Origin of the sequence: Cupriavidus sp. Met-2, assembly GCF_049843575.1 — a bacterium.
Lineage (GTDB): Bacteria > Pseudomonadota > Gammaproteobacteria > Burkholderiales > Burkholderiaceae > Cupriavidus > Cupriavidus metallidurans.
Window position 1 is genome coordinate 324059 of record NZ_JBBHZL010000003.1, and the last position, 21006, is coordinate 345064.

At 65.4% G+C, this 21006-nt stretch carries 14 protein-coding genes; 6 read left to right on the plus strand and 8 right to left on the minus strand.

The features are described from left to right. Positions 1–7 precede the first annotated feature (7 nt). From WD006_RS09860 to WD006_RS09880, 5 genes are all read right to left on the minus strand, one after another. Positions 8–1627, minus strand: a complete 1620-nt coding sequence (locus WD006_RS09860) for an MFS transporter (RefSeq protein ID WP_029307051.1) — start codon at positions 1625–1627, stop codon at positions 8–10. 18 nt (positions 1628–1645) lie between these two features. Next, a complete protein-coding gene (locus tag WD006_RS09865) occupies positions 1646–2068 on the minus strand; it encodes a DoxX family protein (protein WP_008651870.1) in 423 nt (140 codons plus the stop codon). Between the two features lie 44 nt (positions 2069–2112). Next, positions 2113–3978 carry an amidohydrolase gene (locus tag WD006_RS09870; protein ID WP_017513591.1) on the minus strand — a complete coding sequence of 622 codons (1866 nt, stop codon included), beginning with the start codon at positions 3976–3978 and terminating at the stop codon, positions 2113–2115. 86 nt (positions 3979–4064) lie between these two features. Continuing rightward, positions 4065–4886, minus strand: coding sequence for an alpha/beta fold hydrolase (locus WD006_RS09875; protein ID WP_029307052.1), 822 nt, complete (start codon positions 4884–4886; stop codon positions 4065–4067). Positions 4887–4943: 57 nt separating this feature from the next. Next, on the minus strand, positions 4944–5630 hold the full coding sequence (locus tag WD006_RS09880) for a hydrolase (RefSeq protein ID WP_011519715.1): 687 nt from the start codon (positions 5628–5630) through the stop codon (positions 4944–4946). A 313-nt stretch (positions 5631–5943) separates the two neighbouring features. Between WD006_RS09880 and WD006_RS09885 the strand changes: the two genes are divergently transcribed. The 3 genes from WD006_RS09885 to WD006_RS09895 all read left to right on the plus strand — a co-directional run bounded on the left by WD006_RS09885 (position 5944) and on the right by WD006_RS09895 (position 12374). After that, complete coding sequence (locus tag WD006_RS09885; RefSeq protein WP_011519714.1) at positions 5944–6630, plus strand: response regulator transcription factor; 687 nt, start codon at positions 5944–5946, stop codon at positions 6628–6630. A gap of 97 nt (positions 6631–6727) precedes the next feature. After that, positions 6728–11914, plus strand: coding sequence for a trifunctional serine/threonine-protein kinase/ATP-binding protein/sensor histidine kinase (locus WD006_RS09890; RefSeq protein WP_425648196.1), 5187 nt, complete (start codon positions 6728–6730; stop codon positions 11912–11914). A gap of 160 nt (positions 11915–12074) precedes the next feature. Then, positions 12075–12374 (plus strand): zf-TFIIB domain-containing protein, encoded by a 300-nt coding sequence (locus tag WD006_RS09895; RefSeq protein WP_029307054.1) that lies wholly within the window; start codon positions 12075–12077, stop codon positions 12372–12374. Between the two features lie 239 nt (positions 12375–12613). On the opposite strand, the gene WD006_RS09900 is transcribed toward WD006_RS09895, so the two are convergent. Beyond that, complete coding sequence (locus WD006_RS09900) at positions 12614–13819, minus strand: NnrS family protein (RefSeq protein ID WP_011519712.1); 1206 nt, start codon at positions 13817–13819, stop codon at positions 12614–12616. Positions 13820–14134: 315 nt separating this feature from the next. Here WD006_RS09900 and WD006_RS09905 point away from each other — a divergent pair, with 315 nt between their 5' ends. Next, entirely contained in the window at positions 14135–15763 is a 1629-nt protein-coding gene (locus tag WD006_RS09905) for a methyl-accepting chemotaxis protein (RefSeq protein ID WP_035832331.1), read from the plus strand. On the opposite strand, the gene WD006_RS09910 is transcribed toward WD006_RS09905, so the two are convergent. Together WD006_RS09910 and WD006_RS09915 are read right to left on the minus strand one after the other, a co-directional pair. Continuing rightward, a complete protein-coding gene (locus WD006_RS09910) occupies positions 15733–17034 on the minus strand; it encodes a cytochrome-c peroxidase (protein ID WP_029307056.1) in 1302 nt (433 codons plus the stop codon). The genes WD006_RS09905 and WD006_RS09910 overlap by 31 nt on opposite strands. A 10-nt stretch (positions 17035–17044) precedes the next feature. Further along, complete coding sequence (locus WD006_RS09915) at positions 17045–18571, minus strand: metallophosphoesterase family protein (RefSeq protein ID WP_029307057.1); 1527 nt, start codon at positions 18569–18571, stop codon at positions 17045–17047. Between the two features lie 391 nt (positions 18572–18962). On the opposite strand from WD006_RS09915, the gene WD006_RS09920 reads away from it, so the two are divergent. Further along, positions 18963–19835 (plus strand): hypothetical protein, encoded by an 873-nt coding sequence (locus WD006_RS09920; RefSeq protein WP_029307058.1) that lies wholly within the window; start codon positions 18963–18965, stop codon positions 19833–19835. Positions 19836–19940: 105 nt separating this feature from the next. Then, on the plus strand, positions 19941–20954 hold the full coding sequence (locus WD006_RS09925; protein ID WP_029307059.1) for a DUF3800 domain-containing protein: 1014 nt from the start codon (positions 19941–19943) through the stop codon (positions 20952–20954). Positions 20955–21006: the final 52 nt, after the last annotated feature.

Consider the following 21006-nt stretch of genomic DNA (forward strand, 5'->3'; position numbering starts at 1 on the left):
AGGTGCGTCATCGCTTGTTCGGTGGCAGTCCCACGCCCAGCAGATGCCGCACACGCGGTGGCGTCGTGCCACCATGGAACGCGGTCACTTCTCGCTGCAGGTCGGCATCGGCGTTCGGCACGCGGCGGTGTTGCCGCAGGTGCTCGGCCCATGACTCGACCAGAAACCACTCGGTCATCAATTCGGGATTGGTGGGGTCTTCCATCACGCCCCAACTGAATGCGCCATCGCGCAGCCGCTCTTCGGAGAGCCGGTGCACGGCGTGCAGGAAGCCGTCCCGGTTGGCCGGGGCAATCAGGTACTCGATCAGGATCATCACCGGGCCGCGATCGTGCGCGATCTCGTCGGCCATTTCGGGCTCGGGCCAGTGGCCGGCCGGGCCAAGGTCGTCTTCGCCGTGCGGCAGACGCAGCCGGTGCAGCGCCAGCGCGGCGACTACCAGGCCCGAGCCGGCGATCAGCAGCGCGGGGGGCGTGCCGAGCGCCTGCGCCACGAAGCCCCAGAGCAGGCTGCCACCGGCCAGCGCGCCGTTGAAGACCATCTGGTAGACCGCCAGCGCGCGGCCACGCACCCAGTTGGGCAGGATGGCTTGCGCCACGCCGCCGAACGTGGTCAGCGCCATGATCCATGCCGCGCCCAACAGCAACAGCAGCACCAGCGCCAGCCAGACGGGTGGCGCGACGGAGAGCGCGGCCATCACGACGGCCGTGACGATGGCGGACAGCAGCACCATCCCGTCGGCGTCGAGCCGCTTCTGCAGACGCGGCATGAGCAACGCGCCAAGAATTGCGCCCAGCCCGACCGCCCCGAGCATCACGCCGTAGAGCCCCGCGCTGCCATGGAGCAGCTTGCGCGCCACGAGCGGCAACAGTGCCCACACACTGCTGCCGAACGCGAAATGCACGGCGGTACGGGCCAGCACGACATGGAGCTTGCTGTGCGCCCGCGTGAAACGCAGCCCGGCGCGGGCCGCGCTGAAGAAGTGCTCGCGTAGCGGGTCGACCGGTCGCTGGGGCCGATGCCACCAGATCAATGCGGCAACCACGAACACGTAGCTGAGCAGGTCCGCTCCATAAGTTGCGGCCGCGCCGAACGCAGCCAGCAGCAGGCCGCCGGTGGCCGGCCCGATGGCGCGCGCGATGTTCACGCCAAGCGAGTTGAGCGCCACGGCCTGCCGCAGCGTGTTGGCGGGAACCAGTTCCGGCACGATCGACTGCCAGGTCGGCCCCATCATCGCCGAACCGATGCCGCCGGCGAACGCCAGCGCGATCAGGAGTTCGATCGTCAGCGACTGTCGCCATGCCAGCAGCATCAGCGAGCCGCTGACCAAGGCCAGACAGAGCTGGATCACGATCAGGAAGCGGCGGCGGTCAAGGATGTCGGACAGCACACCGGCGGGAATCGCAAGCAGGAACACCGGTAGCGTCGATGCGGCCTGGATGGTGGCCACCGCAGCCGGCGAGGTCGACAGGTCGGTGGCCAGCCATGCGCTGGCCACGTCGCGCATGAAGCTGCCGATATTGCCGAGGATCGTCGCTACCCACAGGACCGCGAAGGTCGATTGCGCAAGCGGCGCGAAGGTACCTGTGGAGGCGGGAGCGTTTGCCGTCGAGGCGGATTGCGTCATGTGGACTATCTGTCGTCTCTACGCTCGCAGGTCATGCCAGGCCACCAGCACGAAGCCGCCGACCAGACCCAGGTGCTCGAAGAATGCATTGGCCATGCCGAAACGGGCATCGGGCGGAGCGTTCCAGAAGCTGTTGGCCAGGAATGTCGCTGCCAGTGTGAATGCGGCCAGCGCCAGCGCGCCGAGCCAACGGCCGCGTCCGCTCAGGATCATGGCCGATGCGCCCAGTTCCAGCGCGATGGTTCCCGCCGCCAGCGGGCCAGCCGGCGACAGGCCGAAGTGCTGCATCTCGGCCATCGCGCTGGGAAAGTCGAACAGCTTGACCAGTCCGCCCTGCAGGTAGGCCGCGCACAGCAGCAACAACGCGACCCAGTGCAGCCAGCGCGGCAGCCGGTGAGGGCTATCGCCGGCGGATGACAGCGAAGGCATCGAGGAAGGCATGACCGGTCTCCGTTCAGATTGGCACGTGGCAAGTGGCCCGTGGTTCAGAACGCCCAGCACGAACAGCCGAGCGCGCCCCAGAATCCGCTCTCGTCGGACGTCGGCATGTTCGATGTCCACGCCTTCGCGTGCGCATGGCCGTGCACGCCGCATGACGACGCGCAGCCGCAGGCGGTGTTCATCGCCAGCGTCTTTGCTTTGGCGGTTGGCCGCGGCTGATACTGGCTGCCGTAGCGGGCTGGCGACCAGTCGGGCATCGCGGGCGGAATCTCCGGCGAATGCTTGCCGAACTCGCCGTCGCCGTAGACCACCTTGCCGCCGAGCACGGTCATCACGGACGTGATGTCCTGGATGTCGTCACCGGGCACCGAGAAATAGTCGGCAGACAGCACCGCGAGGTCGGCGAGCTGGCCGGCCTTGATCTGCCCTTTCTTGCCTTCCTCGGACGAGAACCAGGTATTGGCCTCGGTCCACAGGCGCAATGCGGTTTCGCGATCGAGCAGATTGGCTTGGGGGTACATCGACATGCCGCCCACGGTCTTGCCCGTGGTTAGCCAGTACAGCGACACCCACGGGTTGTAGGACGCCACGCGCGTCGCATCGGTGCCTGCGCCCACCTTGACCCCCTTGTCGAGCATCTTGCGGATCGGCGGCGTGGCCTCGGCGGCTTTCGCGCCATAACGTTCGACGAAGTACTCGCCCTGGTAGGCCATGCGGTGCTGCACGGCGATGCCGCCACCGAGCGCGGCGATGCGGTCGATATTGCGATCGGAGATCGTCTCGGCGTGATCGAAGAACCAGTTCAGGCCGGTGAACGGAATGTCGCGCGCCACCTTCTCGTAGACATCGAGCGCGCGCGTGATCGTCTCGTCGTAGGTGGCGTGCAGGCGCCACGGCCAGCGCTTCTCGGCCAGAAGACGGATCACCGGTTCCAGATCGGCTTCCATCGACGGTGGCATGTCGGGCCGCTCGACGCGAAAGTCCTCGAAGTCGGCGGCGGTGTAGACGAGCATCTCGCCAGCGCCGTTGTGCCGATACAGGTCATCGCCCTGGCCCGGCTTGACGGTGGACGTCCAAGTGGTGAAGTCGTTCAGCTCGGCCTTCGGCTTCTGCGTGAACAGGTTGTAGGCCAGGCGCACCGTCAGGTTGCCTTCCTTGTGCAGATCCTCGATGACGCTGTAGTCCTCGGGGTAATTCTGGAAGCCGCCGCCGGCATCGATCACGCCAGTCACACCCAGCCGGTTCACCTCGCGCATGAAATGGCGCGTCGAGTTCTTCTGGTACTCGAGCGGCAGCTTTGGCCCCTTGGCCAGCGTGGCGTAGAGGATGGTGGCGTTGGGTTTGGCCAGCAGCAGGCCAGTGGGGTTGCCGCTGGCATCGCGCACGATCTCGCCGCCCGGCGGATTGGGGGTGTCCTTCGTATAACCAACCGTGCGCAGCGCCGCGCCGTTCAGGATCGCGCGGTCGTACAGGTGCAGGATAAACACAGGGGTGTCCGGCGCCACGGCGTTCAGTTCGTCGATGGTCGGCAGCCGTTTCTCGGCGAACTGGTGCTCGGTGAAGCCGCCTACCACGCGCACCCATTGCGGCGCGGGGGTGCGGTCCACCTGGTCCTTGAGCATCCGCATCGCATCGGCCAGGGAGCGCACGCCATCCCAGCGCAGTTCCATGTTGTAGTTCAGGCCGCCACGGATGATGTGCATGTGGCTGTCGATCAGGCCGGGGATCGCTCGCCGGCCGTTCAGGTCGATCACCGTCGTCTGCGCGCCCGCGAGCTTCATGATGTCGTCGCGCGTCCCCACGCTGGTGAAGCGCCCGTCCTGGATGGCTACCGCGTCGGCTTGCGGGTTGGACTTGTCGAGCGTGGTGAACTTGCCGTTGACGAGGATGAGGTCGGGGGTCGATGACATGGTGAAAAGCTCCAAAGAGGCCGCCGCACGATGGCGGCGGTCGGGGCGATGTGTTGCCCGCGGGTAGAGGGTTGGGTGGCGTTGGCCTAAGTATTCAGGAAGGCCAGCAGATCCGCATTGACCGCGTCGGCATTGACCACGCACATGCCGTGCGACGCGCCCGGGTACACCTTGAGCGTGGCGTTCTTCACCAGCTTGGCAGAGAGGCGGCCGGCGTTGTCGATCGGCACGATCTGGTCGTCGTCACCGTGCAGGACCAGCGTGGGCACGTCGATCTTCTTCAGATCCTCGGTGTAGTCCACTTCCGAGAACTCGTGGATGCAGGCGTACTCGCCGACGATGCCGCCCGCCATGCCCTGCGCCCAGAATGTGTCGATGGTGCCTTGCGAGACCTTGGCGCCGGGACGGTTGAAGCCGAAGAACGGCACGGCCAGGTCCTTGTAGAACTGCGAACGGTTGTCGGCTACGCCTTTGCGGATACCGTCGAACACGTCGATCGGCAACCCGTTGGGATTGGACGCGGTCTTGGCCATAATCGGCGGCACCGCGCCGATCAGCACGGCCTTGGCCACGCGCTGCGTGCCGTGCCGGCCAATGTAGCGCGCCACTTCGCCGCCGCCGGTGGAGTGGCCGACCAGCGTGGCGCCCTTGATGTCCAGCGCCACGAGCAGCGCAGCCAGATCGTCGGCATACGTGTCCATGTCGTTGCCCTGCGCGGGCTGGTCCGAGCGGCCGTGGCCGCGGCGGTCATGCGCGATCACACGAAAGCCCTTCTGCACCAGGAACAGCATCTGGGCATCCCACGCGTCGGCATTGAGCGGCCAGCCGTGCGAGAACACGACCGGCCGGCCGGAGCCCCAGTCCTTGTAGAAGATCTGCGTGCCGTCCTCAGCGGTGATGTAGCTCATGGTCTGTTCCTGGAGAGAAGGGTAGGTGGATGCCTGGATGTCCCTCTGCGGCGCGGATCAGCGGGCCGGGACCGGCGCCAGGGACTCGTGCGTCGTGGCGGTGCGCTGCGCTGCCTTGTGGACCATCGTGTAGGCGTAGTCGACGCCCATGCCGTACGCGCCCGAGTGTTCCTTGACCAGCTTCATCACGGCGTCATACGTGTCGCGGTGGGCCCAGTCGCGCTGCCATTCGAGCAACACCTGCTGCCAGGTCACGGGCACCGCGCCGGCCTGCACCATGCGTTGCATCGCGTAGTCGTGCGCTTCCTTGCTGGTGCCGCCCGACGCATCACCCACCATGTAGATCTCGTAGTTGCCTTCGAGCATTGCGCACAGCGCGAACGTGGTGTTGCACACCTCGGTCCACAGACCGGCCACCACGACCTTGTTGCGGCCGTTGGCCTTTAGCGCGTCACGTACCTTCTGGTCGTCCCACGAGTTCATCGAGGTGCGCTCGAGCGTCTTGGTGTTGGGGAAAACGTCCAGCAGTTCCGGGTAGGTGAAGCCCGAGAACGACTCGCTCTCCACCGTGGTGATGGTGGTCGGGATATTGAAGATCTTTGCCGCCTTGGCCAGACCCACCACGTTGTTCTTCATCGCCTGGCGGTCCATCGACTGCACGCCGAAGGCCATCTGCGGTTGATGGTCGATGATGATGAGCTGGCTGTTCTGCGGGGTCAGGACTTCGAGCTTGGGGTTGGACATGGGGTCGCTCCTTGGGTAGCGGGGTTGGCGAAGGGGCGCGGGCGGAGGATGTGCTGGCCGCGTGCCTTCGCATCGGCTGTTCCGCCCATCGGCTCCACCCGCCCCATCCGCAAGAGGCAGTGCGCAGCGTAGGTGCCGCGGGGAGGCTACGCCATACACCTTTCGTATAGGTGGACGGCATCGGTCGGGGGGGAGGGCAGCGGCGGGCTGGCAACTACGACATTGGTATGGGTGGCACGCATCCGGGCGCTATGCTGAAATGCACCGCATTGGCGCGCCGGCGCATGGACCATGAACTTCCTGTGACATTGCCGTGACTTCTACTTGCCTGGAACCCGCCGCAAGTGCCGAGTACGAACCTGGCACGGTACTCGTGCTGGACGACGACGCCATGGTGCTCGACGCGCTCGGCGGCCTCTTTCGCTCGCTGGACATGGATGTGGCGCTGTTCGCATCGGAAGCCGAGCTGATGGCCTATCCGCTTCCCGATACGCCGTGCTGCCTGCTGCTAGACGTCAGGCTGGGCGGCGCCAGCGGGCTCGACCTGCAGTCGCGGCTCGGCCAGTCCGGCGTGGGGATGCCGATCATCTTCATGACGGGGTATGGCGATGTGGCGATGACGGCGGCCGCAATGAAGGCGGGCGCGGTGGATTTCCTGACCAAGCCGATTCTGGAGACGTCGCTGATTGCCGCCGTGTCCGCCGCCCTTGACAGGGACAGGTCGCGGCGGCGTGGGATGCGCAGGACCGATGCGATCCGTCGCGGCTTTGCCACGCTGACACCACGCGAGGCGGAAGTCATGGGCATGGCGGTGTCCGGCCTGCTGAACAAGCAGATCGCTGGCGAGATCGGCATCAGCGAAGTGACGGTCAAGATTCACCGGGGCCAGGCCATGCGCAAGATGAACGCGCGCTCCTTTGCGGATCTCGTGCTGATGGGTCAGGAACTCGGCCTTTACAGGGATGCCGCGCGGCGGGCACGCCAGTTCGCCGACGCATAGCAGTTGACCACCACACGCGCAATACACGTATTGCGGGGCACGGCTAGAATGCGTGACGACGCACTCGCCCCCCACGAGCCAGCCCATCGCCACCAGCATGACCTCCCTCTCCCGCATCGAACATGCTCCCGTGCCGGCCTTCGACCCTGTCTGGCTTGCGCGGGTCGAATCGACCGTGCTGCTGACGGGAAATCACGTCCAGTCCTGCCGACTGTTTGACCCGGTCTCGCAGACCCACTGGTTTGCCCAAAGCGCGCCGCTGACGGCCACGGCCGTGTGCGAGCGCCTGCGGAACGCGGCGCGGCTTGCCACGCGCATGGAGTCATCGTGGGCGGCGATACCGGCGGCCACGATCTGGACGCCTGACCGGCTTGTGCTGATCAGCGACGCCGAGGCCTCCACCCAATTCGGCATGGTGAACGCCAGCGAGCGCGAAGACGTCCCGATCGCCGCCCGCCTGGAACTGGCAATCGGCGCGGTCAGGGCCGTGGCGGCCATGCATGGGCGCGGCCTGCTGCAAGGTGTGATCCGGCCAGAAAGCTTCCTGCTCGACGACGATGGGCGCATGCGGCTCACGGGGTTCGGATATGCCGTGGCCGTTGAGGAACCCTGCGCCGCGCTGCGGCATCCGGCCGATACCGTCTTGCCGTATCTGGCACCGGAGCTGATGCGGCAGGATGGCGCGCGTCCGAGCGTCGGTGCCGATCTCTACGCGCTCGGTGTCACGCTATACAAGCTACTGACCGGCGAACTGCCGTTCGTTGCGGACTCGCCGTCCGGATGGCAGCACGCGCATATGGCCATCGAGCCGGCCCCGCCGCAGTCGCGTCGGCCCGATTTGCCTGCCGTGCTTGGCCAGATCGTCATCAAGCTGATGGCCAAGGATGCCGGTAGCCGCTATACCTCGGCGGCGGCGCTGCTGGCGGACCTGCTACGTGTCCGTGCCGAGTGGCTGCAGCGCGGGCGTATCGAACCGTTCTGCCTCGACATGCCGGGCACGCTGCCGTTGCCAGGGACGGGGTCGGGCCTTCAGGGGCGGCTGTCCGGCCGCGCCAGGGAGATGGAGGTGCTGCATGGCGCGTTGGCACGTGTCCGTGCGACCGGGGTATCGGAACTGGTACTACTCGCCGGTGCGGCCGGTGTGGGAAAGTCGGCATTGGCCGAATGGCTGTGCGGGCACGCGGACCAGACCGGGGCCCGCTTCGCGGCGGGCAAGAGCGATCAGTTGCAGCGCGATATTCCCTATGCGCCGGTGGTGCAGGCCATCACATCGCTGACCATGACGTTGCTCGGCCAGGACGATGCGTCGTTGCAGCAGGTGCGCCTGCGCTGGCTCGATCGGCTGACCGGGCAGGGGCGCGCGGTCGCCGAACTGGCGCCCGTCGTCGAGTACGTACTGGGCGCCACCGTGCCGCTCTCGGAAGTGCCGGCCCGTCAGGCTCAGGCGCGGATCGAAAGCGCGGTACTGCGTACGTTTGCTGCGTTCGCCGCACCCGGTGAGCCGCTGGTGCTGTTCATTGATGACCTGCAATGGGCCGATGCTTCCACGCTTGGCCTGCTCGAGGCGTTCGCGGCACATCGCCCCGCCAACATCCTGCTGATCGCAGCCTATCGCGAGCCCGGCCACGAAATGGCGCAGCGCCTGGCGTGGTTGCAGCAGGGCAGTCGTAGCGGTGGATTGCCGGTGTCGAGCATTGCGCTCCAGTCACTGCCCGGGCGGGCCGTGGCCGATCTGGTGGCCACCGCGCTCGATGCGCCGGTGGCGCAGGTGGCGCCACTTGCCCGTGCGATCCACGCCAGAACCGGCGGCAATCCGCTCTTCTGCGTGCAGCTGCTGCGGGCGCTGATTGACGACGGCGTGCTTGCGCGTGGCGAAGCCGGCTGGGCCTGGGACGATGCCGCGCTGGCGCACCGGCGCTACTCGGACAACGTGATCGAACTGATGCTACGGCGCTTCGCGCGGCTGCCGAAGTCGGGCACCGCGCTGCTGCAGCATCTGGCATGCGTGGGCATTCGCGGTGAAGCGGCGTTGCAGGCCCGCGTGGCCGGCGTCGGGCCGGATGAACTGGCCCACGGGCTGCGTCCGTTCATCGATGCCGGGATGATCGTCGAGGTGCCGGAGGGCTTCGCGTTCCAGCATGACCGCGTGCTGGAAGCCGCCTATTCGTTGGTGGAACCGGAGGCGCGCCCGGCCGCGCATGCACGTGTGGCACGCGTCATGATCGAACACTGGGGCGAGCACGCGGCGGACCACGCGTTCGAGATCGGCAGCCAGATCGAGCGGACTGCGGGGCAGGCGCTATCCGAGCCCGAGCGGGTGATGTTCGTGCGGGCGCTCAATGACTCGGCGAGACGGGCCAAGCGTGCGGCCGTGCTGACGCGCGCGGCCAGCCATGTGGATTTGGCGTTCACGTTGATGGATGCAACCTGGTGGGACACCCACTACCCGCTGGCGCGCGACGCGCATCTGTTGCGCTGCGAGTGCCTGCTGGCGCAGGCCGATCTCGACCGCGCCGCGCGGGAGATCGACACCTTGCTGCAACGCGCGATGCCGGCGGTCGACAAGGCCGCCGTGTATCGCCTGCTGGCTACGCTGCAGACCGTACGGTCCGACTACGAAGGGGCGATCAATGCCGCGCTTTCAGGGCTGGCGCTGGTGGACGTGCATCTCGAACGACACCCGTCGCCCGCGCGAATGCGGGAGGCCTACGAATCGGTCATGGTGTTGCTTGGCGAAAGGTCCATCGACAGTCTTGGCGAGCTTCCCGTCACGGCCGACGCGCGGATGCACACGGTCATGGGGTTGCTATCGACGCTGATTTCTTCGCAGTTCGTGCGCGATGGGATCAGCTTCCTTCATGTGGCGACGATGGTGGAACTCTCGCTCGCGCATGGCGCGACACCCGAGACGCCCTATGGCCTTTCCTGGTTCGGCGTCTTTATCGCCAGCCTTTATGACGCGTACGAAGACGGCCTCGCCTTTGGGCTGGCGGCGATGGCGCTGGTGGAGCGGCATGGGTTTCAGGCCGAGCAAATTGCCACGTTGGTGGCGGTGGACCAGGTCAGCGTCTGGACCCGCCCGCTGGCGTTCGCGCTCGGACTTGCCCAGGAGGCCGTGGCACTGGGGCGGGAGTCGGGCGATATCGGCATGGCCTGCTATGCCTGCAATCACATCGTCTCGGATTTGCTGGCGATGGGCGAGCCGCTTGCACTTGTCGATGAAGAGATCGAACGTGGCGTGGGCCTGACACGGCTGGTTCGCTATGCCGATATCGAGCGGATTCTGGCTGCACAGCGGCTCTTCCTGCGCAGCCTGCGCGACGGTGGCGATGGCCCGGCATCGACGGTCGCGCAGCGGGCCGATGACGCGACCTCTTTCTCGACGCGCTTCTGGGTCTGGCTCCAAGACGGCATGGCGTGGGCATACCGTGGCCAATGGATGCACGCGCTCGGCAGCCTGCGGCAGGCGGAAGCGCTGGCATGGTCGGCGCCGGCCCATATCAACGTGGCCGATTGCCGCTTGTACCTGGCATTGGCGCTGGCACATGCCGCGCCGGCCGATGTCGATGGTGTCGATGGTGTCGAGGGTCTCGATCGTGCCGTAGTCCTCGCCGCGCTGGCCGGTCACCGGGACCGCTTTGCGCGCTGGACTGCGCTGAATCCGCTGACGTTCCGGAACAAGCTGCTGCTGATCGACGCGGAAATGCTGCGTCTGCAAGGCGATGCCATGCGGGCGCTGGCGAGTTACGAGCAGTCGGCGCGGGTCGCGGCGGCATCGGGGTTCGTGCACGAGCAGGCGCTCGCTTGCGAGCTGGCGGGTGCGCTGTGTCTGGCCAACGGGCTGCCGGACTCAGGGCTGCACCATCTGCATTCGGCACGCGACGCGTATCGCCGCTGGGGTGCTCACCACAAGGCGGACCAGCTCTGCTGCCAGTATCCCGAGCTTGGTGATGCCGGTGCGGGTGGCCCGGAGCCGGTGCCAGCCGAGCCGGCGCGGGTGGCAGCCGGCTGGGAACTCGGCATGCGGGCCGCCCAGGCCATGAGCAGCGAGCGCGTCATGGATCGGCTGATTGAGTCGCTAATGGCCGATGTGGTGGTCCATGCCGGTGCGCAGTACGGGTTGCTGCTGCTGATGCGTGGCGATCGTCCGATGATCGAGGCGTCCGCGCGCGTGGTCGATGGCGCCGTTTCCACCACGCTTGGCGCCGTAGAGCCGAACGACGACCTTCTGCCGCTTACCGTCCTCAACAGCGTCCTGCGCACGCGTCAGACCTTCGCGCTGGCTGATGCCTCGGCCGATGCGCCGTCGATCCGGATGCGCGGCGCGTCCGGGCGGCGGTTGCGCTCGCTGTTGTGCCTGCCGCTGGTGCGCGGCGGCACGTTGATCGGCGCGTACTACCTTGAAAACAACCTGGCGCCGGGCGTGTTCGGTGCTGGCCGGATTGCCGAACTGGAGGTGCTGGCGCCGCAGGTGGCGATTGCGCTGGAGACTGCGCGGCTCTACGAGCAGTTGATCGACGAGAACGATCGCCGCCTGGCAGCCGAGATGGGCCTGCGTTCGGCCCGTGCCGAGCTTGCGCGGACCTCTCATCTGACGGTGATGGGCACGCTGGCGGCCTCCATCGCCCATGAGGTGAACCAGCCGCTGACGGCGATCGTGGCGTCGGTCGATGCCAGCCTGCGCTGGCTCAACCGCGCCACACCAAATCTCGGCGAGGTTCAGGACGGGCTCGCGCATATCCGCAAGAATGGCCTGCGCGCAGCCGAGATCATTCGTGCCTTGCGCGCGCTGGCCAGGCAGACCCCATCGGTGATGACACCGCTGCAGCCAGACGAGGTTCTGAGCGAAGTGCTCGATATGGTGCGTATGGAAATCGCCGGACACGGCGTGCGGGTCTCGACGAGCTTGTCCACGGGCGGCGCGCTGGTGGCGGCAGATCGCGTGCAGTTGCAGCAGGTGATGCTGAACCTGATCACCAATGCTATCGACGCAATGGCGACGACGCCGCCGGATGCGCGCGATCTGGTGATTGCTTCGGCGCTGGAGAATGCCGACGTCGTGATCCGGGTCGAGGACGCCGGCCACGGCATTCCCGACGCCATGCGTCAGCGGCTTTTCGACCCGTTCATCACCAGCAAGCAGAGCGGCATGGGCATGGGGCTTGCCATCTGCAAGTCGATCGTCGAGGCCCACGGGGGCGAGCTCGATGCGGCGCCGCGCGATGGCGGTGGCACGGTGTTCACGTTCCGGCTGCCAGTTCTGGGGAGCGCGACGCGCCCTTGATCCGCGGGGCGGGAGGAGGCCGGTGCCGTGCGAGGCACCCGTGCATAAACGGCGGATGACACCGAGATGACATTGCTGTCATGCAGCGCTTGGTGGCAGGGGTGCGCCATAGAATGGGCCGCAACGCGCCATGCGCGCACCCCACTGCAAGGAGCCCCAAATGAAATGCCCAACCTGCCCCGACTCGGTACTGATCATGGCGGATCGACAAGGTGTGGAGATCGACTACTGTCCGCGATGCCGGGGCGTCTGGCTGGACCGTGGCGAGCTGGACAAGATCCTGGAGCGCTCTGCAATGGCCACGCCAGTGTCACAGGCCTCGGCGCCGCGCGAACGGCCGACATCACCTGCCTACCACGGTGATGACCACGGGCGCGGTGGTCATGACGGTTATGGCAGTCGCAATGGCCATCACGGCAATAAACGCAGGAAGTCCTGGCTGAACGAGCTTTTTGACTAAGATGACCAAGGCGGACGAAGCGGTTGATACGACGGCAGGAAGCTGAAGGAAGGAAGAAAGGGGGCGATCGAGCACTGTTGATCGCCCCCTTTGACTGTAGAAGCCGTGTCAAAACGATTCTGGCGTCGTTGCGGGGTCTTGCCGTACGACTTGTACTGTCTGCGGCCCCGCGTCTAGCCCGAACCGCTTCGCTTCATTTTGAAACGGCTTCTTAGTGCCTGATAACACCCAGCCCCCGCTCAACCCTCCTTGCCGTCGATGCGTGCGCGCGTCAGGTAAGGCGTGTATTTGACAAGGTAGAGCACGAGGGACAGCGCCCACAGGACGCCCGACGCGGCGATGGCCTCGGGCTTCAGCGCCGGCAGGGCGATCGGACCGGCCACCCGCGCAATGGCGGCCAGCGCCATGCACAGGTAGGCCAGGTGTTCCATGCGGCCCGTTTCCAGGCGGCGGCCGGAATGGCCCAGCGCCGTGCGTGTCACCATCGCGATGATGGCGCCCCCGATCACGCCGACGGTCAGCGCATGGAGCGCGGTGGAACGGTCCACCCAGCCCAGCGACGCTGCGGCGATCAAGAGGAAACCTATCGGCAGGAATGCATAGGCGGCGTGCAGGATGCTGACGATCGGCTTGCGTACCGTGCGCAGCGAATCCCATCCGGCCAGACGGACGCCCTGCGCGATGGCGGCGGCGAGCGCCAGCGGCGCCAGGATGATCGCAGGTGCCAGCACTGCGCTGGCCAGCGCCGCCAGCAGCGTCAGCGGGATCACGCAGCGTTCGACCCACGCCCAGCGGCGAATGCGGATACCGGGAATCGCATTGGCGGTGAACATTGGAATCACGCGGCCACCGATCACCGTGACAAAGATGGCGACGAGCCCGATCGCGGCTTCTGACGCGTGCAGTGCCCAGTCGATCCGGCCGCTCAGCACGGCGGCGTGGAAGCCGATGTTGAAGGCCCCCATCACGCCGAGCGCGATGGCCAGGCCATAGTTGCGCTGGCTCTTGGCGCGCCGGAGGATGCGGTAGAAGCTCAGGCTGCACAGTGGCAGAAACAGCACATCGACCGTGATGGCCGCCCATGCCGGGCCGCTCCACATCAGCACACGGGCCAGCAGCCACACGCCGACCAATGCGCCGAGCCAGGCCCCCTGCGGCGTTTGCAGTCCGGTCCAGTTCTTGCCGGCGGTGAACAGAAAGCCGACCACTACCGCTGCCGAGAAACCAAACACCATCTCATGCGCGTGCCAGACCATGGTGCCGGCCCACGGCTGGCTGGCCGGCGTCCACCAGCCAAGGTACATGGCGACCCAGGCCACCACGGCCAGGGCGCCGAATGCGGCGGCCAGCAGATAAAACGGGCGAAAACCCAGCGCGAGCACGGGCAATCCGCGATAGCCGGCCTGGGAGCGGGAGGGTGGGGAGATTTGCAGCAGGACTGACATGATCGGAGGGGAAGGTGCGCGTGACGCAATCGATTCTATGAAACATGCATCTGAAATGCAATTTAAAACTTCGGATGTCATGCGTCGGGTTGCATGAGTGCAAATCCCTAGGCGCTGTTACCCCGCCCCCCTACCGGAGTAGGGCGAAATCGAGGGGCCCACAGCCGTTAGCCAGCAAACAACACATGCAGGGCGTTGGCGTGATGGCGCGGACGACACCTGTAACGCGTGATACGGGGATTTTCAGTGCTCAATGCATCACACTGTGATGCAACAACATCCATATCGCCGAGGAATCGGCAACTGGGGGTAGCTGTGAAAATCCGCGATCTGTCGATCAAGACCAGGCTCCTTGCGGGGTTTGGCGCGCTGGCACTCATCGTGCTGGTGGTTTCGGGGCTGTCTTTGCGTGCGCTGAGTCAGGCGACCGACGGGTTCAGTGCCTACATCAACGGGCTCAACGCCCGTGGCGAGATGGCGTCCAAGGTGCGCACGTCAGTCGATCGTCGCGCCATCGCCGCGCGCAATCTCGTGCTGGTCACCACGCCGGCAGACATCAGTCTGGAAAAGGAAGCGGTGCTCAAGGCGCACGACGACGTGAAGGCGCGGCTGGGCCAGCTTAACGAGATGATCAAAGCCGAGGGTGTAAGCGAGACCGCCCGAAATCTGGTGGCCGAGGTCGACCGCATCGAGGCGCGTTACGGTCCCGTGGCCACGGCCATCGTCGCCCTGGCGCTCGAGGGCAAGCGTGACGCCGCCATCGAGAAAATGAACAACGAATGCCGCCCACTGCTGGCCGAGCTGATCAAGGCGACCAACACCTATGCCAGCTTCACCAAGGAGCGCCAGGACGAAATGATCCGGAAGCTGCAGGACGACTATGTCGCGCAGCGCAATCTGCTGATCATCGTGTCGCTAGCCGCGGTGGCCTTTGCCATGACCGGCGGCATGTTGCTGACCCGCGCGATCACCGGGCCGATAGAGCGCGCCGTGGGCGTGGCCAGCACCGTCGCGCGCGGCGAGCTTGGCATGCGCATCGAGGTGAATTCCACCGACGAGACCGGCCGGCTGCTCGGCGCATTGCGTGACATGAACGAGCGCTTGAGCGAAACGGTGGCGCGCGTGCGCGAGGGCAGTTCGAGCATCGCGGTGGCCACAGGCCAGATCGCCGAGGGCAACATGGACCTGTCGAGCCGTACCGAGCAGCAGGCGGCGTCACTGGAGGAAACCGCGGCGAGCATCGAGGAACTGGCGGCGACGGTCCGCCACAACACCGAGAACGCCCGACAAGCCAGCGAACTGGCCCGCAACGCCACCGAAGTGGCCCAACAGGGCAGCAGCACCGTGGGCCGCGTGGTCGATACGATGGAAGGCATCAGTGCAAGCTCGACCAAGATCGCGGAGATCACCGGCATCATCGAAGGCATTGCATTCCAGACCAATATCCTGGCGCTCAACGCCGCAGTGGAAGCTGCGCGTGCCGGCGAGCAGGGGCGCGGGTTTGCCGTGGTGGCCAGCGAGGTGCGTGGGCTCGCACAGCGGTCGTCGAGTGCGGCCAAGGAAATCAAGGAGTTGATCGACGCATCGGTTGCCCAGGTGCAGGCTGGCTCGTCGTTGGCCAGCGAAGCGGGCAAGACCATGACCGACGTCACGCAGGCCGTGGCTCGCGTCACCAATATCGTCGACGAGATTGCCACCGCGTCCGCCGAGCAGAACCGTGGCATCGAGCAGGTGAATCAGGCGATCGTGCAGATCGATCAGGTCACGCAGCAGAATGCCTCGCTGGTGCACGAGGCTGCGGAAGCGTCGAAGGCGCTTGAGGAGCAGAGCCGGTCGCTGGACGATGCTGTGGCGTTCTTCAAGCTGCCATCGGGCGGCGGGCGCCTTCATGACGCGCACCGCGCCGTTGTGGGTCAGCGGACTGCCGGCATCGTGTTCACGTAAGCCGCGTCCGTAAGCGTGCGCAGGAAGGCGACGATGTCGTCGATCTCGCCTTCCGTCAGCGCGGCCGGCATGTCTGGCCGCCGGTTCATCGGCGGCGAGTTGACGTTGATGTTGTCGCGATAGGCAGCGGGCACATCGTCGAACGTCCTGCCGCTGGCATACCACTTGCCCGGATCGATCGATCGCGTGTTGTAGAACGCCACGGCATCGCGCAGCGTCGTGAACACTCCGTTGTGCATGAAGCGCTGACGAACGGCCACGTTGCGCAGGCCGGGTGTGCGTATGTACCCGCACCACTGGTCGGGATCGGGCCAGCGCAACGTGCGCGCGGTGGCGCAGAGGCCGTTGTCGAAGTGCCTGGGATCGCGGTTGGCGGGCAGGGCGCGGTTGCGCGGCACGGCGATCGCGTCGTAGCCGAAGTCCGTGAACAGCGACCGCTCCGGCCGGCTCGCGGTATCAGACAGCGTATGGCAACTCATGCAGTTGCCCTTGTCAGGGTTCTTGAATAGTGCCAGTCCGCGCATCTCCTGCGGCGCCAGCGGTGTGCGGCGGCGCAGGTAGTCGTCAAAGCGTGACGTGAACGGCGCCATCTCGTCGCTTTGCATGTACGCCTGCAGCGCTGCGCCCAGGGCGCGGAGCATTGCCTGCGGGTCCTTGCGCACCGCCGGGCCGAACTGCGCGGCCATTGCCGGCGCCAGATCGGTGTCGTTGACGTTGCGCAGCAGCCGGGCCGGGCTGCCGTTGTTCATCTCGTTCGGATCGAGCAGCGGGCCGCGTACCTGCTCGGCAAGCGTGTCTGCGCGGCCGTCGGCGAACAGGCCACCGAACGGTGATGCCGCAGGGGCATCGTCGTCCTGATAGAAATGCCGGCGCGGCACGTAGCGCACGTATAGCAACGAAGGTGGATTGCGCAGGCTGAAGTGCCCCGGGCGACTGCCTTGCGGCACGCCGGGGTCACGCTTTCCACCGTCTGGCAGCGTGGGCGAGAACGCGCGCGTCGGGTCATGGCAGCTTGCGCACGACTGCCCGCGCGGCATCGACAGGCGCGGGTCGAAGAACGCGCGCTTGCCGAGCGCCACCAACGCCGGATCTGGCCGAAAGATGCCGGTAGTGGCATCGACCTTCGCGGTCACCTTGGGCGTGCCATTGCCGATGGTCGCCACCACCCGCGCGGGCAGTGCGCCGGGCAGCAGCACGGTGCCCACCGCGCCGGCGTGGCCTGTCACCGCCCAGAGTGCAAGGGCGGCGACGGCAGGTCTTGCTGGTGTCATCAAGGTGCGATCAAGGTGCGATAAAGCCGGTCTTGTCGCACGTCACCGTGTTGCCGGTCTGGTTGCAGGTGGCCATCAGCTTGCCGTCCTTCGCGTAGGCCTTGAAGGTCCACCCGGTGGCCGGCGAGGCCTTGCGGTCCATCACCAGGAAGCCGAAGCTGGCATGGTGCGTGATCCGATCGATCGTCGTGCCCGGGGCCGGCACGCTGCCGGCAGGCAACGGATCGGGTAGCGCGACGTCGAGGTTGTCGCCGCCGTTACCGGTCACGATCGTCGCCGGATGCGCCGACGCGAAGTTGATCGCCTGGAAGTCATGCACGTGACCGTGCAGCGCCACGTGAATGCCAGTCGGGTAGTACGCCTGCGCATTCAGGTTCGACATCACCGACTGCAACGCCAGGTTGCCCGGCGCCGGATTTGCGCCGGCTATCGGGGCGAAGCCGAGGATCGGATGGTGATTCGTGAAGATCGTGGTGGTCATGCCCGGCTTGGCAGCCAGCGTGGCCACGGTCTGGAACTGCTTCTGGTAGGCGATGAACTGCGGATCGGTGGTCGGCAACGCTGCCTTGCCAGCCTTGGCCGAGTCGAACACGATCACCTGCGAACCGGCGCCCAGCGACACCGCGTAGGGGTCGGCGTAGTTACCGGTGCTGTCGTTGACGGGATCGTCGCACGAACGCGTGGTGTCGAACGGGCGTGGATCAAGGAAGCGTGACCAGCCCTGGCCGGCACGCGCGCATTCCTCGTGGTTGCCGCGCACCACCACCCACGGCGCCTTGGCTAGCAGCGGCGCGGCGGGCTTGAACAGGTCAGCCTGCCACGTATCCCAGCCGTAGCCCCACGGGCTGCCCTGGCAACCGGCGATGTCCGGCGGGCAGGCGTTCTCGCGATAGTGGTAGTCGCCGATGTGCAGCACGAGGTCGGGATTGAAGCCCGCTGCCGTGGTTGCCACCGTGGAGAGCGGCCAGGCGTCGGTGTCGCTGCACGCCTGCCATGCGTTGTCGGCCTTCTTCAGGCGGCAGCCCGTGTCGGCCAGCACCACGATGCGCTGCGGCAATGCCTTGGGCAGCGGCAGTGTCTGCGTGCCGATGGCCGCGCTGGTGGCGCTGGAAGCCACGGTGGCCTCGCACACCGATACCGGGAACTCGGACGGCTTCGAATCGGCCGGCGCGCTCGCGGTGGTCCGCAGCGGCACGGTGGCGGGGCCCACGCGCAGCGTCATGCGCGTTGCCTTGCCATCGACGGTCAGCATCGGGCAGACGCCATTGGCCCCGGCGTCGGCCGGCGCGACATAGCTGGTGACCGCACGTGCGATGGCCTGGTTGCTGTCACCGATCTCGACCCACGCGGCCTGGATGTTGGCGCTCGCGGTGGCCGCGTCGGCCGGCGTGACCGTAGGTGGCGTGGTGCCGCCGTTGCCGCTACCGTTGTTGCTGCTATTGGTGTTGGTGTCGTCGCTCCCGCAACCGTGCAATCCCGCCACGGCGACGAGCGCTACCATCCCGGCTGTCCAGCCGAGGGCTTTTCTTGTGCGCATGGATTTCTCCCCTGTTAGGACAAAATTTGGCAAGTTTTCTGTGCGATTTTTTCGGCCTATAACCCACGCCAGATAAGGATTTTCGGGGTTTGATTGGAAAAACCAACGATGTCGAGTACGGAATCTGTACGGAATCTACAGATGAGGCGGACGAACCTGGGTAGGCAAATCGGGACAAGCAGCGCCAGCGGTCTACCCGCCAGTCAGCGGAATCGAGCCGCCAGGAAGCGATCGAGGGTTGGGTGAGACCTGCATAGCACGCTAGGGCGATCGGCGACTGTAGGCCCGGAATTCGAGCCGAACGGGCAAACCCCAAAGCGTCGACGTCAGCGACACTTCCGCCTGGTTGGCGGCAGGCACGGTGCGCAGTGCGCTCGGCCTGGGACATGGCATGCACGTCGGGGATCGGGTTGTGGGACTCGGACGCGGCCGGTTTCTCCAGGAGCGGCGCTGGAGCGGGAGCAGGAGCGCGCTGCGGTTCAGCGGCCGGCTTCGCCTTGGTACGCGGCTGCTCGACGCCATCGCGGCCGACGATCGAGTCATGGTGGGGAATTTCCCCACCATCGAGCAGCTCGACGCGCACGGCCCCGACCGTCTTGTGGTCGACCCCGAGCACCAGGCCGATCTGCCGATCGGAGACGACGAGCGGCGTATCGGTGATCTTCACGGCGCCATACAAACCCCTGCTACCATCAGCGGCATCTACCCGCCAGGAGATCTCCCGATGGACCTCACGACTGCAGTTGCCAGTGCCAGCACAGCCCTCGACCTTCTCAAGACCGCGCTGAAGATCCGCGACCAGAATTTGATGGACAAGGCCATTGCCGACATGGTCGATCAACTGCGCAACGTCAACATGGCCGCGCTAGAGGCTTCGCAAGAAGCCCTGACAGGCGTTAAGGAAGCGCGCAAAGCCGATCAGCGCATCACAGAGCTGGAGGCCGAAGTGCGCGAGCTGCAGACGAAAGCCGATGAGCGTGACAAGTACCACCTTGTCCAGGTGGGGAATAACTCATTCGCCTACACGCTCAAGGACGCGCCTCCAGACGGGCAGCAGCGGCATTACCTTTGCCAGACTTGCTTCGACAATGAAGGCAAGAAGGCCGTGATGCAATTCGGCGGCCGGGTGAACTTGCTATGTCCCGCATGCAAGTCGGAGATCCACAGCGCGCAATTGCAGGCCCAATCCGATGACGATTACCGGCGCGCCGTCGCCCGCAATGAGCAGGCACGCAGAGAATCCCAGGACAGCTGGAGAATTTAGGCGCGATCGATCGAAGCTTGCACTACGAGTAGCCTGCGCGGCGCGTGAGAACGCTTAACTTCGCACCCAGACTCAACGCATGCGCCATCCTAGCTCACATGACACATGTATATCTTCGTTGACGAATCAGGAACATTCACGCTTACCGATAAAGAGAACGCTTGGTGTACGATCGCCGCCTTCGTTCTACCTGAATCGAAGCGGCGTCCATTGGAGGCGCTCGTCTCCGACTTGCGCTTCAAGCACGGTGCCGGTCGCGAGGTTAAGCTTGGAGCCATCCCTGAAGGCGATTTCATCAAGTTCCTGACCGATTTGGAAAAGTTGGGGGGCGTGGCCTTTGCGCTGGCCGTCAATGTCAGCATGCATCGTCGTGACGAGATTCAGCATCATCACGAGATGCAGGTCGACAAAATCAGGCAGAACATAGACCGAATGAAGTACGAGGGAGGTCGGCGAGCGGTCGCGGACCTTGCGGACGAGATCAGTGCGCTGCCGTTGCAGCTTTACACGCAACTCGTTCTGCAAGCTGAGCTCGTGCACACCGTCCTGCAATACGCGCCCCTCTACTATGTGCAACGGGAGCCGGTCGCTTTGGCGCACTTTCGGTGGCGCGTAGATCAGAAAGATCGAGTACCCAATCGATACGAGAAGGCGTTTAAGAAGATCTTGCCCGGACTGTTGCAGACCATGTCTTTACGAGATCCCATGATCTTTCTTAAAGGTGAAGATTACCGTCACTTCAAGCGATTCGAGTATGAACCCGGTACTGCACCGACCTATCTCAAAGAAACTTATGGATTGGACGTCGAGGTGAGCGATGGGAACTGCGTAAATGTTGGGCGAATCATTAACGATGACTTCAGCTACGTAGACTCCCAGAAGTTCTCAGGCGTTCAGGTTGCGGACATGATCGCATCGGGCGTTCGGCGCGTCCTTCGATCAAACTTCGACTCTCCTGAGAGAGTTGCGCTGGCATTGGGCATGAACATGCTCCAAGCTCCGAAGGGCGGGACAACGGTTCGTTTGCTATCGCTTGACCAGGCTGGGCGAGTCGATGAGAAGGCAGCCACGGTTATTCGACTCATGGGCAGATACGCTCGACCAATGTTGGCGAAGTAGTCGAGTCGACGCCAGCAAAGATCTTTCAAGCCCCAACCCTGCTTATGTGGCA

Bases quoted from the DNA above. Each gene is read 5' to 3' on its own strand.
- WD006_RS09880 (WP_011519715.1), bottom strand. From the start codon at position 5,630: ATGTCCAACCCCAAGCTCGAAGTCCTGACCCCGCAGAACAGCCAGCTC.
- WD006_RS09875 (WP_029307052.1), bottom strand. From the start codon at position 4,886: ATGAGCTACATCACCGCTGAGGACGGCACGCAGATCTTCTACAAGGAC.
- WD006_RS09895 (WP_029307054.1), top strand. From the start codon at position 12,075: ATGAAATGCCCAACCTGCCCCGACTCGGTACTGATCATGGCGGATCGA.
- WD006_RS09860 (WP_029307051.1), bottom strand. From the start codon at position 1,627: ATGACGCAATCCGCCTCGACGGCAAACGCTCCCGCCTCCACAGGTACC.
- WD006_RS09865 (WP_008651870.1), bottom strand. From the start codon at position 2,068: ATGCCTTCCTCGATGCCTTCGCTGTCATCCGCCGGCGATAGCCCTCAC.
- WD006_RS09925 (WP_029307059.1), top strand. From the start codon at position 19,941: ATGTATATCTTCGTTGACGAATCAGGAACATTCACGCTTACCGATAAA.
- WD006_RS09910 (WP_029307056.1), bottom strand. From the start codon at position 17,034: ATGACACCAGCAAGACCTGCCGTCGCCGCCCTTGCACTCTGGGCGGTG.
- WD006_RS09870 (WP_017513591.1), bottom strand. From the start codon at position 3,978: ATGTCATCGACCCCCGACCTCATCCTCGTCAACGGCAAGTTCACCACG.
- WD006_RS09915 (WP_029307057.1), bottom strand. From the start codon at position 18,571: ATGCGCACAAGAAAAGCCCTCGGCTGGACAGCCGGGATGGTAGCGCTC.
- WD006_RS09900 (WP_011519712.1), bottom strand. From the start codon at position 13,819: ATGTCAGTCCTGCTGCAAATCTCCCCACCCTCCCGCTCCCAGGCCGGC.
- WD006_RS09920 (WP_029307058.1), top strand. From the start codon at position 18,963: ATGCACGTCGGGGATCGGGTTGTGGGACTCGGACGCGGCCGGTTTCTC.
- WD006_RS09890 (WP_425648196.1), top strand. From the start codon at position 6,728: ATGACCTCCCTCTCCCGCATCGAACATGCTCCCGTGCCGGCCTTCGAC.